This window comes from Mycobacterium sp. ABE4_509 (assembly GCF_056160785.1).
Window position 1 is genome coordinate 1 of record NZ_JBSWXU010000052.1, and the last position, 13826, is coordinate 13826.

A 13826-nucleotide genomic window follows, 5' to 3' on the forward strand; every position below is an offset into this window, starting at 1 on the left:
GCCTCCTTGAGTGCCGCGACCGCGTCGCGGGCCGCCCGCGAGTTCTCCGCGGCCAGGGCATCGGCGGCCGCACCGAGAACCGCGGCCACCGCGGTCTCGTGCCCGGGCCGGACCTTCACCAGATCCGCAATCGAACCGAGAAGCCCGGTGCCGCTGCGGTTTTCCTGCAGCCAGGCGGCACCGTCCCGGCGGTCCAGGCCGACCGAGAGCGCGTCGATGCGGGCTTGCAGCGAGGCCACCTGGCGTTCGGCGGCCCGCTCGGCGGCCTGCAGCTCGGTGACCCGTTCGTCGGCCAGCCGCAGCGCGGTCACGGTGCGATCGTGGTGTTCGTCCAGACCGACCTCGCCGGCGTCGAGTTCACCGACGCGGCCCTGCACCATCTCGAACTCGGCCTGCGTCTGCTGGGCGCGAGTGGCGGCCTCGTCGATTCCCACGGTCAGCCGGGCCACCGTCTCGTCGATCGAGTCGACCCGGGTGCGCATCGTGTCGACCTGACCGGAAAGCCGGGCCAGCCCCTCGCGGCGGTCGGCCTCGGCGCGCGCGGCGGCGAGGTGGGCACGCTCGGCCTCGGCGGCGGCGTGCTCCCGCTCGGCGAGCTCGGCACGTGCGGCCTCGAGGCGTTCCTGCGACTCGGACAGTTCCTCGAGCAGCTGGCGTTCCTGTGCGGCGACCTCGTCGGCCTGCGCCTCGAGTTCGTCCGGGTCGGGCCCGCCGGAGTGCTCGGGCTCGGCGTCGAGATGCTGGGCGCGCTCCCGGGCGATCCGCACGGTCGCGCTGACCCGCTCGGCCAGCGCCGAGAGCCGGAACCAGCGCTGCTGGGCGGCCTCGGCCCGCTCGCTGAGGTCGCCGACGGCACCTTCGTGGGCCTCCAGTTCCGCGGATGCGGCTTCGAGCCGCTGAGTGAGCTCGTCGTGCTCGCGGCGCAGCGTCGTCTCGGTCTGATTGGTGTTGTCGAACTCCTCCTTGCGGGTGACCAGGTCGTCGGCGGCCAGCCGCAACCGTGCGTCGCGAAGGTCGGCCTGGATGGTCGCCGCGCGCCGCGCCATCTCGGCCTGCCTGCCCAACGGCTTGAGCTGACGGCGCAGCTCGGTGGTCAGGTCGGTCAGCCGCGCCAGGTTGGCCTGCATGGAGTCGAGCTTGCGGACGGCCTTCTCTCGGCGTTTGCGGTGCTTGAGCACCCCCGCGGCCTCCTCGATGAACGCCCGCCGGTCCTCGGGCCGGGACTCGAGAATCTCGGCCAGCTTGCCCTGACCGACGATGACGTGCATCTCGCGGCCGATGCCCGAATCGCTGAGCAGCTCCTGGACGTCCATCAAACGGCAACTGCTGCCGTTGATCTCGTACTCGCCGGCTCCGTCGCGGAACATCCGCCGGGTGATCGAGACCTCCGAGTAGTCGATCGGCAGTGCGTTGTCGGAGTTGTCGATCGTCAGCGTCACCTCGGCGCGGCCGAGCGGGGCCCGCGAGGAGGTGCCGGCGAAGATGACGTCCTCCATCTTGCCGCCCCGCAGCGTCTTGGCGCCCTGCTCACCCATCACCCAGGTCAGCGCGTCGACGACGTTGGACTTGCCCGATCCGTTGGGGCCGACGACGCAGGTGATGCCGGGTTCGAACCGCAGAGTCGTCGGCGAGGCGAAGGACTTGAAGCCCTTCAGCGTCAGACTCTTCAGATGCATGACGAGTCACCCTACCGCCGGGAACCTCAGCGCTCGGTGAAGCCGTTGAACGCGTCGGCCGGTTCGGACCAGTCCGCGATCACCTTGTCGACCTGGCCGGGGGTTTTCGGCCCCTCGAGGGCGCTGAGCAGCTGTTCACAGGCTCGGCGGGGGCCCTGGGCGACCACCTGGACCCGGCCGTCGGGCTTGTTGGCCGCGTAGCCGGTGAGCCCCAGTTCCAGGGCCCGCGAGCGCGTCCACCAGCGGAAACCCACCCCCTGGACCATGCCGTGCACCCAGGCGGTCAGCCGGACGTCATTCTCCCCCAACATCTTTCACCTCAAATTTCACTTCAGCCCCAGACTTTAACGTCCGTCCCACTGTGCACACCTGGTCGATGGCACGCTCCACGACAGTGAGCAGCCGGGTGAGCTCGTCTGCGGACAGCCCGGACAGGTCGACCTCCAGCGATTCCTCCAGCAGCGGATACCGCTCCTGCTCGCGGTCCGCTGGCCCGGATACCCGGATGGTGGCCTGGTAATCGTCCCCGAGGCGGCGGCGCAGCGGCTGATCACTGGACAGCCCGCTGCACCCGGCCAGCGCGATCTTGAGCAACTCGCCCGGTGTGAAGACCCCCTCGACGTCCTCGGAGCCGATGAACACCTCGGCGCCGCGCGTGCTTCGGCCGGTGTAGCGGCGCACCCCGGTGCGCTCCACCCATAGATCGGTCATGGCTCTTTTCTACAACGCTCTTTCCACAGCGTCGCGCCCATGCCCCGCCGAACAGGCATTCCAGCAGCCGAAGCGCGAGTTGAAGCCGAAGCGCGAGTGCGAACCTGCCGGAATGCCGTTTCGGCGAGATCAGGGGCGGCGCGTCCGGGGGCGGGGCTGGCAGCGGGGGCAGTAGAACGACGAACGGTTCATGAACTTGTCCCGGCGCATCACCGCCCCGCACCGCCGGCACGGCTGACCGTCCCGGCCGTAGGCGTCCAGCGACCGGTCGAAATAGCCGGACTCGCCGTTGACGTTGACGTAGAGCGAATCGAAGGACGTACCGCCCTGGCCCAGGGCGTCGGTCATCACCGCTGCCGCGGCATCGAGCAGCTCCCCCAGCGCCCGCCGGGACAGCCCCGAGGCCAGCCGGGCACCGTTGATCTTGGCGCGCCACAGCGCCTCGTCGGCGTAGATGTTCCCGATCCCGGAGACCACGCTCTGGTCCAGCAGCTGGCGCTTGATCTCGGAGTTCTTCTGCCGCAACACCTTCACCACGGAGTCGCGGTCGAAGCCCGGATCGAGCGGATCGCGGGCGATGTGCGCGACCGGCTCGGGAACCTCGGCACCGTCCACGCTCACCAGATCGGCGAGCATCCAGCCGCCGAACGTGCGCTGATCGACGAAGCTCAGCGCGGTGCCGTCGTCGAGCAGCACCGCGATGCGCAGGTGGGCCTCGTTGGCGACCGGCCCCAGCAGCATCTGCCCGCTCATGCCGAGATGGACGACCAGCGCGGTGCTCCCCGGACCTTCCCCAGCCGGCTCGTCGGACTCCTCGCACAGCGTCAGCCACAGATATTTCCCCCGCCGGCCCGTGCCGGTGATCCGGGTGCCGAGCAGGCGTGCGGTCAGGTCGGCGGCACCGGCGACGTGACGGCGCACCGCGCGAGAGTGGTGCACCCGGACCGCGGTGATCGTCCTGTCGGCGACATGGGCGGCCAGGCCGCGGCGCACGACTTCGACCTCGGGGAGTTCAGGCATCCGGGTTCAGGGCGTTCCACGCCGCGGCCGCGGCGCGCAGTTCAGCCTCCTTCTTGGTGCGGCCCACCCCGGTGCCGTACTCCACCCCGGCGATCACCACCACCGCGGTGAACTCCTTGTCGTGGTCCGGCCCGGTCGACGTCACCAGATAGGTCGGCGCCCCCAGACTTCGCGAGGCGGTCAGCTCCTGCAGGCTGCTCTTCCAGTCCAGGCCGGCGCCCAGCGTGGGGGCGGTGTCGAGCAGATCGCCGAACAGCCGCAGGATCACCTTCCGCGCGATCGCGCCACCATGCTCGACATACACTGCGCCCAAGAGGGATTCGACCCCGTCGGCGAGGATGCTGGACTTGTCTGCGCCACCCGAGCTCTCCTCCCCCTTGCCCAGCAGCAGGTAGGAGCCCAGGCCGCCGGCGCAGAGCTGGCGGCCGACATCGGCGAGCGCCTGGGTGTTGACGATGCTGGCCCGCAGTTTGGCCAGATCACCCTCCGAGCGTTGCGGATGGCGGTGGTAGAGCTCCTCGGTGATGGTCAGCCCGAGCACGGCGTCGCCGAGGAACTCGAGACGCTCGTTGGTGGGCAGGCCGCCGTTCTCGTAGGAGTAGCTGCGGTGGGTCAGTGCCATGGTCAGCAGCTCCTCGGGGAGCTCGACGCCGAGCGCGTGCAGCAGCGGCTCGCGGTCGACCGTCACCGCTGCTCGCCGGTCTGGTCACGGAGTTCGGCCAGCTTGGCCCAGCGGGGATCGATCTTCTCGTGCCCGTGCCCGCGTTCGGCGGAGGCCAGCGCGACCCCGCAATCCGGACAGAGCCCGGCGCAGTCGGGGCGGCAGACCGGTGAGAACGGCAGGGCCAGTCCGATGGCGTCGACGATCGGCTGCTCGAGATCGACGGTTTCGGACCCGCGAGACCGGCTGACCCGGGCCACCTCGTCGGCCTCGGTGGTCTCGTCGGTCGCACTGTCGGGGTAGGCGAACAACTCGGTGAGGTCGATGTCGACCTCACCGGTGATCGCGGTCAGACAGCGCGCGCACTCCCCCACGGTCGGCGCGGACACCGTCCCGGTGACCAGCACCCCCTCCGAGACCGATTCCAGTCGCAGATCCAGGTTCAGGGGCGCACCTTCGTCGACGGCGATCAGCTCCACGCCGATGCGCGACGGGCTGGCCACCGTGGTGTCGACGGTGATCATCGAGCCCGGCCGCCTACCGAGCCGGGAAATGTCGATCACCAGCGCAGACCGCGGACCTCGGTGCGCCGCTGCGTTCGCATGCGTCGCCATGGACGTATCGTACGGGCCGAAAGCCAGCTAACTGTCAGCGTGTTCGGCGCAGCCCCGCGCAAGCCCCGCGCAGTCCCCGGGGCCGGTCAGCGGGACGCGTAGTCGTGGGTTCCGGCGGCGGTGCGCAGCTGGTGCCGCCCACGACCCACCGAACGCAACGTCCCGTTGAGGAAGTCCTCGAACTCGGCGAGTTTGCTGTCGACGTAGATGTCACATTCGCCGCGCAGCCGGTCGGCCTCGGCGTGGGCGGAGTCGATCATCCGGCTCGCCTCGCCGTTGGCGGTCGCGACGATCTCGGTCTGCGAGACCAACCGCTGCTGTTCCTTGATGCCTTCTTGAACGGCCTTCTCGTAGGCCAGGTTGCCGCTCTCGATGAGCCGGTCGGCCTCCGACTTGGCCCGCCCGGTGCTGGCCTCGTACTCCCGCTTGGCAGCCGCGGCGATCCGGGCGGACTCTTCGCGGGCCTCGGCCACCATGCGTTCGCTGTGCTGCCGCGCCTCGGCGACCATCCGGTCGGCCTGCGCCTTGGCCTCGGCGAGCAGTCTGTCGGCCTCGGTGCGGGCGTGGTTGACCATCGAGTCGGCCTCGGCATTGGCCGTCGACACGGTGGACTCCGCGTGCTCCTTGGCTTCGCGCAGCAACCCGTCGCGCGCGTCGAGCACATCCTGGGCGTCGTCGAGCTCCCCGGGAATCGCGTCTTTGATGTCGTCGAGCAACTCGAGCACGTCGCCGCGCGGTACCACGCAGCCGGCCGTCATCGGCACGCCGCGGGCCTCTTCGACAATCGCTCCCAGTTCGTCGAGCGCTTCAAAAACTCGGTACACGGCGACACCCCTTCAGGCGTAGTTGACAGTGACCAGTGTGCCTGGTGTTACGTCTGCGACTGGGCTACCGGCGCCGGTGTGTCGTTGTGAAAAGCTCGTGAACACCCGATTATGTCAACTCACCGGGCGCGCCGCGGTCCTGCGGCCCGCAGCGATCACGCCCGTTCGGCGAGCTTGGCCTGCAGCCGGGCGTTGACCGGGGCCGGCAACAGCTCGCTGACGTCACCACCGAGCGACGCCACTTCCTTGGCCAGCGACGACGAGACGAACGAGTAGCTGGGGGTGGTCGCGACGAAGAACGTGTCGACGCCGGCGATGTGCTTGTTCATCTGGGCCATCTGCAGCTCGTACTCGAAATCGGTGCCGGTGCGCAGACCCTTGACGATGGCCGTCAACCCGCGGGCCTTGACGAAGTCGACGACGAGCCCCTGCCCCGTCTCGACACGCAGGTTCGGCAGATGCGTGGTGGACTCCTCGATCAACGCGATGCGCTCGTCGAGGCTGAACATGCCCTTTTTGTTGGGGTTCACCAGAATCGCCACGACAACCTCGTCGAACTGGGCCGCCGCCCGCTCGAAGATGTCGACATGACCCAGGGTCACCGGATCGAAGGATCCCGGACACACCGCACCACTCATGGATTCCGACCGTAGCAGGCGGCATTCGACTCCCGAGCACTCGCGATCGGCGCCGGCAAGGGGCCGCGGTCAGTCCCGTTCGGCCAGCTCGATGCGGGTGTCGCCGTACCGGCGGGCTCGCCACGGCGACCAGCCTGGCGGCCAGTCGATCTCGTGTCCGGACGCGGGGCGCTCGATCACCGCGACGCTGCCCGGCACCACCCAGCCGGCCGTGCCGAGCGTGTCGAGCATGTCGAGCACCTCGGCATCGCCGACCCCGTACGGCGGGTCGGCCAGCACCAGCTCCACGGGCGTCGACGCGCCGGACGCCAGCACCGCGGCAACGGATCCGCGGCGCACCGCCGCGGCCCGCTGCACCCCGAGCGTGGCGATGTTGCGTTCGACGACCGCGGCGGCCCGCGGATCGGACTCGACGAAGAGCACCGACCCAGCTCCCCGCGACAGCGCCTCCAGACCCAGCGCCCCCGACCCCGCGTAGAGATCGAGGACCGCGATGGAGGCGAAGTCGATGCGCGCCGACAACACGTTGAACAGCGACTCGCGGACCCGGTCCGTGGTGGGCCGGGTGCCCGATCCGGACCGCTGCTGCGGCACCGTGATCCGGCGCCCGCCCAGGCTGCCGGCGACGATACGGGTCAGGTTGATTCCCCGGTCGCTTCGCTCCTGCCCGCCGAACCGACCACCACCAGCAGATCCCCGCCCTCGACCTGGGCGGTGGCCGACACGGCGACCCGGGAGACGGTGCCGGCCTTGGGGGCGGTGATGGCGGCCTCCATCTTCATCGCCTCGATGGTGGCGATCGTCTGGCCGGCATCGACGGTGTCGCCCTCGGCGACGCTGACGGTGACCACCCCGGCGAACGGTGCGGCGACGTGGTCGGGGTTGGTGCGATCGGCCTTCTCGGCGACGGGAATGTCGCTGGCGACGCTGCGGTCCCGGACCACCACGGGGCGCAGCTGGCCGTTGAGGATGCACATGACGGTGCGCATGCCGCGCTCGTCGGGATCGGAGATCGCCTCCAGGCCGATGAGCAGCTGGACGCCCTTCTCCAGGGTGACGCGGTGTTCGTCACCGTGGCGCAGGCCGTAGAAGAACTGGTTGGCCGACAGACTCGAGGTGTCCCCGTAGAGCTCGCGGTGGGCCTCGAACTCCTTGGTCGGCCCGGGGAACAACAACCGGTTCAGCACTGCTTGACGGGCCGCACCTTCCTGCGCGAGCACCGCGGTGTCCTCGGCGGTCAGCTCGGCGGCCGGCTTGGCCGGCGCGCGCCCGGCCAACGCCTTGGTGCGCAGCGGCTCGGGCCAGCCACCCGGCGGATCCCCCAGCTCCCCGCGCAGGAACCCGATCACCGAGTCGGGAATGTCGAATCGCGCAGGGTCGGCGGCGAACTCGTCTGCGCTGATCCCCGCCCCGACCAGGGCCAGCGCCAGGTCACCGACCACCTTCGACGACGGCGTCACCTTGACCAGCCGGCCCAGGATGCGGTCGGCGCCGGCGTAGGCCGTCTCGACCTCTTCGAAGCGGTCGCCCAGACCCAGCGCGATCGCCTGCTGACGCAGGTTCGACAGCTGGCCACCGGGAATCTCATGGTGATACACCCGCCCGGTCGGTGCGGGCAGGCCGGATTCGAACGGCGCGTAGACCTTTCGCAGCGCCTCCCAGTACGGCTCCAGATCGCACACCGCCGACAACGAGAGCCCCGAGTCGTATTCGGTGTGCGCGGTGGCCGCCACGATCGAACTCAGCGCCGGCTGACTGGTCGTGCCGGCCAGCGACGCCGCCGCCCCGTCGACCGCGCTGGCGCCGGCCTGCCAGGCCGCCAGGTAGGTGGCCAGCTGCCCACCCGGAGTGTCGTGGGTGTGCACGTGCACCGGCAGGTCGAACCGGCTGCGCAGCGCGCCGACCAGCATGGCCGCCGCCTGCGGACGCAGCAGACCCGCCATGTCCTTGATCGCCAGCACGTGCGCGCCGGCGTCGACGATCTGCTCGGCCAGCTTGAGGTAGTAGTCCAGGGTGTAGAGGTTCTCGCCCGGGTCGGACAGATCGCCGGTGTAGGACATCGCCACCTCGGCCACCGCGGTGCCCGTCTCGCGCACCGCATCGATGGCCGGGCGCATCGACTCGACGTTGTTCAGCGCGTCGAAGATGCGGTAGATGTCGACCCCGGTGGCCGTCGCCTCCTGGATGAACGCGTGGGTCACCGACTCCGGATACGGCGTGTAGCCCACCGTGTTGCGCCCGCGCAGCAGCATCTGCAGGCAGATGTTGGGGATGGCCTCACGCAGCGCCGCCAGCCGCTCCCACGGATCCTCCTTGAGGAACCGCAGCGCCACGTCGTAGGTCGCCCCGCCCCAGCATTCGATGGACAACAGCTGCGGGGTCATCCGCGCGATGTAGGGCGCCGCCATCAACAGGCTCGACGTGCGGATCCGGGTGGCCAGCAACGACTGATGCGCGTCGCGGAACGTGGTGTCGGTGACCCCGACCGACTTCGACTCCCGCATCCAGCGCGCGAACGCCTCTGGGCCCACCTCGGCCAGCAGATGCTTGCTGCCGCGCGGCGGCATCGACTCCAGGTCGATCTGGGGCAGCTTGTCGTGCGGGTACACCGTCGACGGCCGCGGACCGTGCGGCTGGTTGACCGTCACACCGGCCAGATAGTTCAGGATCTTGGTGCCCCGGTCCGCCGGTGAGCGCGCCGTCAGCAGGTACGGCCGCTCATCGATGAACGACGTGGTGATCCGCCCCGCCCGGAAGTCCGGATCGTCGATGACCGCCTGCAGGAACGGAATGTTCGTCGACACGCCGCGGACCCGGAACTCGGCCAGGGCGCGGTGCGCGCGGGCCACCGCGGTGGCGAAGTCCCGCCCCCGGCAGGTGAGCTTGACCAGCATCGAGTCGAAGTGCGCGCCGATCTCCGCACCCAGCACCGCGCCGCCGTCCAACCGGATTCCCGCCCCGCCCGGGGACCGGTAGGCGGTGATCCGGCCGGTGTCGGGCCGAAAGCCGTTGGCCGGATCCTCGGTGGTGATCCGGCACTGCATCGCCGCTCCCCGAATCACCAGATCCTGCTGGCTCAGACCCAGGTCCGGCAGACTCTCCCCCGACGCGATACGCAGCTGGCTGGAGACCAGGTCGACATCGGTGATCTCCTCGGTGACGGTGTGCTCCACCTGGATGCGCGGGTTGCACTCGATGAACACGTGATGTCCGCGTTCGTCGAGCAGGAACTCCACCGTTCCCGCGCACGTGTAGTCGATCTGACGGGCGAAGGCCACCGCGTCGTCGCAGATCTTCTCCCGCAACTGCGCCGACAGGTTCGGCGCCGGCGCCAGCTCGATGACCTTCTGGTGACGGCGCTGCACGCTGCAATCCCGCTCGAACAGGTGCATCACATTGCCGCCGGTGTCGGCGAGGATCTGGACCTCGATGTGGCGGGGGTTGACCACCGCCTGCTCGAGGTAGACGGTCGGGTCGCCGAACGCCGACTCGGCCTCGCGACTGGCCGCCTCCACCGCCTCGGGCAGCGCATCGCGGTCGGCCACCCGGCGCATACCGCGCCCACCGCCACCGGACACCGCCTTGACGAACAGCGGGAACTCCATGGTCTCGGCGGCGGCCACCAGCTCGCTCACCGACGCCGAGGGCTCCGAGGACGCCAGCACCGGCAGACCCGCCGTCCGCGCCGCGGCGATCGCACGGGCCTTGTTGCCGGTCAGTTCCAGCACCTCGGCGCTGGGACCGACGAACGTGATACCCGCCGCCGCGCACGCCGCGGCCAGCTCGGGGTTCTCCGACAGGAACCCGTAACCCGGATACACCGCATCGCAGCCGGCTTCGAGCGCCACCCGCATGATCTCGTCGACCGACAGATACGCCCGCACCGGATGGCCCGTCTCGCCGATCTGATACGACTCGTCGGCCTTCAGCCGGTGCAGCGAGTTGCGGTCCTCATAGGGGTACACCGCGACGGTGGCGATGCCCATCTCGTAGGCGGCGCGAAACGCACGGATCGCGATCTCGCCGCGATTGGCTACCAGGACTTTGGAGATCCGAGGGTTCTGACCGGCCACGGTTCACCCTAACCGCCGCGGCGGCGCCCCAGTCAGAGAAGGGTTGACCAATAGTTCCAGAAACGCACCAGAATCAGCAGGACGACCGCGGCGAACCACAGCGTCACGATCGACCATCGCCACGTGTGCAGCGCCCTGACCAGGACTGAGCCGCTGTTCTGGGGCGCCAGCACGATGCTGGCGACGACGACCAGCAGCGGGATCGTCACCGCCCACACCACCATGCAGTACGGGCACAGCGCACCGATGCGGTACAGGCTCTGGAAGATCAGCCAGTGCACGAACACGGCTCCGGCCAGCGTTCCCACCGCCAGCCCGGCCCAGTACCACCGCGGCATCCGCACATCGGCCACCGCCAGCACCCCGGTGACCAGCACGACGCTGAAGGAGACGATGCCGATCAGTGGGTTCGGGAAACCGAACAGCGACGCCTGCGGGGTGATCATCACCGACCCGCACGACAGCACCGGGTTGATGCTGCAGGTCGGCACGTAGTCGGGGTTGATCAGCAGTTCGATCTTCTCGACGGTCAGGGTCAGCGACGCGGCCAGCCCCAGCACCCCGGCGAGAAGCACCCAGACCGCGCTGGCCCGCGGCACCGCGAGCCCGGGCTGCCCGTCACCCGACGGGCCCCGCTGCTCGACCGGGTCGGCCGAGGCGACGGTCATGATGCCGGCGCCGGCGCCGGCGCGGGGGGCGCCGCCTCGAGACCGGGCACGTCACCGACGATCTCCTCGATCTTGGTGACCAGCGCCTGCGGGGTGCTGTACTGGTAGTCCTCGCCGTTGATCTTCATGGTCGGCGTGCTCTTGATGCCGGCGGCCGCCGCCATCCCGGCGACCATGTCGACGTAGGTGCCCTTCTCGATGCACTCCGGGACGGTGCCCGAGGCGCCGGCCTGGCGCGCCAGTTCGACCAGCTGGCTGTTGTCCGGGAAGCCGGTGGCCAGCTCACTCGGTTGCTGGGCGTACAACGCGGCGTGGAAACGCTTGAACGCGTCCACCGAGTCGTCGGCGACGCAGTAGGCGGCGCCCCCGGCCCGGGACGGATAGTTGTCGTTCTGGGGCCGGTCCAGGATGCCGACCATGTAGTAGTCGACGGCTGCGGCACCCGAGTCGATCAGGTTGGTCAGCGTCGGCCCGAACTGCTGCTCGAGTGTGCCGCAGTGCGGGCACAGCGCGTCCTCGTAGAGCGAGATGACCGCCTTGGGCTCGTCGGTGCCGTCCTTGGTGATCACACTGTTGGACGCGACGCGGACCGACTTGGTCTCACCGGCGGTCGGCTTGTCTTCGGCCGACATCATGATGTAGAGGATGAGGGCGGCCGCGAACAGCACCACTACCGAGGTCAAGCCGATCTGGACGAACAGGTTGCGCTTACGGTCGGCTGCCTTCAGGTCGTAACGCGCGTTCTTCTTGGGTTTGGAGGCCACGGGAACAGCGTACCGGCGGGCTCAGCGGCGGTTGGCCGGCGCGGGTGTCAAATGCGCGCGCATCGCCGAGATGAAATCGGCGGTGGCGGTGGCGCTCGCCCCGCCGAGCGGGAAGAAGTTGGCGAACCCGTGCACCACCTGGCCGTACTCGCGGTGGTCGACGGGTGTTCCGGCGGCCCGCAGCGCCGCGGCGTACTGGCGCCCCTCGTCGCGCAGTGGATCGAAACCCGCGGTGACGAGCAGTGCGGGCGGCAACCCCGACAGGTCGCCGGCCAGCAGCGGCGACACCCGCGGATCATCGGCCGCCAACCCGGAGGCGCCGAGGTAGTGGGCACGGAACCAGTCCAGGTCGCGGCGGGTGAGGAAGAAGTCTCGGGCGAACAGGGTCTTCGACCGCGTCTGACTGTCGTAGTTGACCACCGGGTACACCAGCAGCTGCAGCGCCGGCAGCTGTTGTCCGTCGTCGCGGGCCTGCAGCGAGACGAGCGCGGCCAGGTGCGCTCCGGCGCTGTCGCCGCCGACGGCGATCCGGTGCGGGTCGGCGCCGAGGTCGGCGGCGTGCTCACAGGCCCACCGGTATGCCGCGTAGGCGTCCTCGGCGCCGGCGGGCGCCGGGTGTTCGGGCGCCAGCCGGTAGTCGACCGACAGCACGTGAACCGCACCGGTCCGGCAGATCTCACGGCATAGGTCGTCGTGACTGTCGAGGCTGCCGATCACGTGCCCGCCCCCGTGGTAGAAGACCAGCAGCGGGGCGTCGGCCTCGGCCGCGCGGTAGTGCCGGGCGGCGATCGCACCGGCCGCTCCGGTGACGGTGATGTCGGTGACCGCCGCCACCGGTGGCCGCTGGGCGAAACTCGCCGCGAGCAGATCCAGTTGGCTGCGCGACACCGTGGGATCGTCGTCGGCGACCAGCCCGTCGATGCCCATGGCCCGCTGTCCGGCGAGCATGAGTTGCAGGGTCACGTCGAGGGTGTTGCCGTCGACGGTGATCGAGCGTCCGCCGAGCAGCAGCCGTTTCACCGCGTCGGGCACGTGCGGCAGCGAGCGCAACGTCACCCCCGCCAGCTTGTTGGCGACCACATCTGCGGTGCGGATCCCGGGGCGCCGCGTCGGCGCGGTGCTCGTCTGCGTCATGTCTGCTCCATCGTCTGGCCAGACCCTACCGGCGGTGCCGGGCGACGCGGGGCACCTCGGCAGCGATTAGGCGGCAATCGGCGCCGGCCATATAGTCAACGGCGAAATTCGGTGACTCCGGAGAAAAGGGCACGTGACAACCCCGGAAGCGCCGACCAACGAGCATCCACTTCAGCAGGGCAGGTGACATGACCTCGGCGGCCGCGATCCCCACCATCACACTCAACGACGACAACACGATGCCGGTGATCGGACTCGGTGTGGGCGAACTGTCCGATCCGCAGACCGAGCAGGCGGTGTCCGCCGCCCTGGAGATCGGCTACCGGATGATCGACACCGCGGCCGCCTACGGCAACGAGGCGGCCGTCGGGCGCGCGATCGCCGCGTCGGGCGTCCCGCGTGACGAGCTGTTCGTCGCCACCAAGCTGGCGACCGAGGAGCAGGGCTTCCAGTTGTCGCAGGACGCGATCAGGCGCAGCCTCGATCGGCTGGGGCTGGACTACGTCGATCTGTACCTCATCCACTGGCCGGGCGGCGAGCAGGGCAAATACGTGGACAGCTGGGGCGGGATGATGCGCGCCCGCGAGGACGGCCACACCCGCTCGATCGGCGTGTGCAACTCGCACGCCCACCACCTCGAGGACCTCATCCATCTGTCGTTCTTCACCCCGGCGGTCAACCAGATCGAGTTGCACCCGCTGCTCAACCAGGCCGAGTTGCGTGCCGTCAACGCCGAGCACGGCATCACCACCGAGGCCTACGGCCCGCTCGGGGTCGGCAACCTGCTGTCCAACCCGGCGGTGACCGCCGTCGCCGAGGCGCACGGCCGTACTCCGGCCCAGGTGCTGATCCGCTGGAGCCTGCAGCTCGGCAACGTGGTCATCCCCCGGTCGTCGGCACCGGAGCGGATCGCCTCGAACCTCGACGTGTTCGGCTTCGAACTGTCCGAAGAGCAGATGGCCTCACTCAACGACCTGGACGACGGCACCCGGTTCCGGCCGGACCCGGAGACCTACACCGGCAGCTGACCGGGCGCCGAGCCC

Annotated in this window: 14 protein-coding genes; 1 reads left to right on the forward strand and 13 read right to left on the reverse strand. The window is 69.7% G+C overall.

Annotated features, from left to right (window positions below; all coding sequences use genetic code 11):
* The 13 genes from smc to ACXAID_RS13310 form a co-directional block, all read right to left on the reverse strand.
* The coding region (gene smc, locus ACXAID_RS13250) for a chromosome segregation protein SMC (protein ID WP_475022682.1) at window positions 1–1676 on the reverse strand (1676 nt) is incomplete at its 3' end.
* 26 nt (window positions 1677–1702) lie between these two features.
* Window positions 1703–1987, reverse strand: coding sequence for an acylphosphatase (locus tag ACXAID_RS13255; protein ID WP_475022683.1), 285 nt, complete (start codon window positions 1985–1987; stop codon window positions 1703–1705).
* A complete protein-coding gene (locus ACXAID_RS13260; RefSeq protein WP_475022684.1) occupies window positions 1971–2387 on the reverse strand; it encodes an OsmC family protein in 417 nt (138 codons plus the stop codon). Before ACXAID_RS13260 ends, ACXAID_RS13255 begins: the two co-directional genes overlap by 17 nt.
* A gap of 129 nt (window positions 2388–2516) precedes the next feature.
* Window positions 2517–3407 carry a bifunctional DNA-formamidopyrimidine glycosylase/DNA-(apurinic or apyrimidinic site) lyase gene (gene mutM, locus ACXAID_RS13265; RefSeq protein WP_475022685.1) on the reverse strand — a complete coding sequence of 297 codons (891 nt, stop codon included), beginning with the start codon at window positions 3405–3407 and terminating at the stop codon, window positions 2517–2519.
* Window positions 3400–4095, reverse strand: a complete 696-nt coding sequence (gene rnc, locus ACXAID_RS13270; RefSeq protein ID WP_475022686.1) for a ribonuclease III — start codon at window positions 4093–4095, stop codon at window positions 3400–3402. Before rnc ends, mutM begins: the two co-directional genes overlap by 8 nt.
* A complete protein-coding gene (locus ACXAID_RS13275) occupies window positions 4092–4682 on the reverse strand; it encodes a YceD family protein (RefSeq protein ID WP_475022687.1) in 591 nt (196 codons plus the stop codon). The genes rnc and ACXAID_RS13275 overlap by 4 nt, the downstream gene beginning before the upstream one ends.
* An 86-nt stretch (window positions 4683–4768) precedes the next feature.
* Window positions 4769–5506, reverse strand: coding sequence for a cell division protein SepIVA (gene sepIVA / locus ACXAID_RS13280; RefSeq protein WP_475022688.1), 738 nt, complete (start codon window positions 5504–5506; stop codon window positions 4769–4771).
* 155 nt (window positions 5507–5661) lie between these two features.
* A complete protein-coding gene (coaD, locus tag ACXAID_RS13285; RefSeq protein WP_475022689.1) occupies window positions 5662–6144 on the reverse strand; it encodes a pantetheine-phosphate adenylyltransferase in 483 nt (160 codons plus the stop codon).
* Window positions 6145–6213: 69 nt separating this feature from the next.
* Window positions 6214–6783, reverse strand: coding sequence for a 16S rRNA (guanine(966)-N(2))-methyltransferase RsmD (rsmD, locus tag ACXAID_RS13290; RefSeq protein ID WP_475022710.1), 570 nt, complete (start codon window positions 6781–6783; stop codon window positions 6214–6216).
* A complete protein-coding gene (locus ACXAID_RS13295; RefSeq protein ID WP_475022711.1) occupies window positions 6780–10196 on the reverse strand; it encodes a pyruvate carboxylase in 3417 nt (1138 codons plus the stop codon). Before ACXAID_RS13295 ends, rsmD begins: the two co-directional genes overlap by 4 nt.
* 53 nt (window positions 10197–10249) lie before the next feature.
* Window positions 10250–10885 carry a vitamin K epoxide reductase family protein gene (locus ACXAID_RS13300; protein WP_475022690.1) on the reverse strand — a complete coding sequence of 212 codons (636 nt, stop codon included), beginning with the start codon at window positions 10883–10885 and terminating at the stop codon, window positions 10250–10252.
* On the reverse strand, window positions 10882–11649 hold the full coding sequence (locus ACXAID_RS13305) for a DsbA family protein (protein WP_475022691.1): 768 nt from the start codon (window positions 11647–11649) through the stop codon (window positions 10882–10884). Before ACXAID_RS13305 ends, ACXAID_RS13300 begins: the two co-directional genes overlap by 4 nt.
* 21 nt (window positions 11650–11670) lie before the next feature.
* The gene (locus ACXAID_RS13310; RefSeq protein WP_475022692.1) at window positions 11671–12783 is read right to left on the reverse strand and encodes an alpha/beta hydrolase; all 1113 of its coding nucleotides are present in this window, start codon (window positions 12781–12783) and stop codon (window positions 11671–11673) included.
* 188 nt (window positions 12784–12971) lie between these two features.
* Between ACXAID_RS13310 and ACXAID_RS13315 the strand changes: the two genes are divergently transcribed.
* On the forward strand, window positions 12972–13811 hold the full coding sequence (locus ACXAID_RS13315; protein WP_475022693.1) for an aldo/keto reductase: 840 nt from the start codon (window positions 12972–12974) through the stop codon (window positions 13809–13811).
* The last annotated feature ends 15 nt before the right edge of the window (window positions 13812–13826 follow it).

Excerpts from the sequence above, each read along its gene's own strand:
- coaD (WP_475022689.1), bottom strand. The coding sequence starts at position 6,144 with ATGAGTGGTGCGGTGTGTCCGGGATCCTTCGATCCGGTGACCCTGGGT.
- ACXAID_RS13260 (WP_475022684.1), bottom strand. The coding sequence starts at position 2,387 with ATGACCGATCTATGGGTGGAGCGCACCGGGGTGCGCCGCTACACCGGC.
- ACXAID_RS13275 (WP_475022687.1), bottom strand. The coding sequence starts at position 4,682 with ATGGCGACGCATGCGAACGCAGCGGCGCACCGAGGTCCGCGGTCTGCG.
- ACXAID_RS13310 (WP_475022692.1), bottom strand. The coding sequence starts at position 12,783 with ATGACGCAGACGAGCACCGCGCCGACGCGGCGCCCCGGGATCCGCACC.
- ACXAID_RS13255 (WP_475022683.1), bottom strand. The coding sequence starts at position 1,987 with ATGTTGGGGGAGAATGACGTCCGGCTGACCGCCTGGGTGCACGGCATG.
- ACXAID_RS13300 (WP_475022690.1), bottom strand. The coding sequence starts at position 10,885 with ATGACCGTCGCCTCGGCCGACCCGGTCGAGCAGCGGGGCCCGTCGGGT.
- mutM (WP_475022685.1), bottom strand. The coding sequence starts at position 3,407 with ATGCCTGAACTCCCCGAGGTCGAAGTCGTGCGCCGCGGCCTGGCCGCC.
- ACXAID_RS13315 (WP_475022693.1), top strand. The coding sequence starts at position 12,972 with ATGACCTCGGCGGCCGCGATCCCCACCATCACACTCAACGACGACAAC.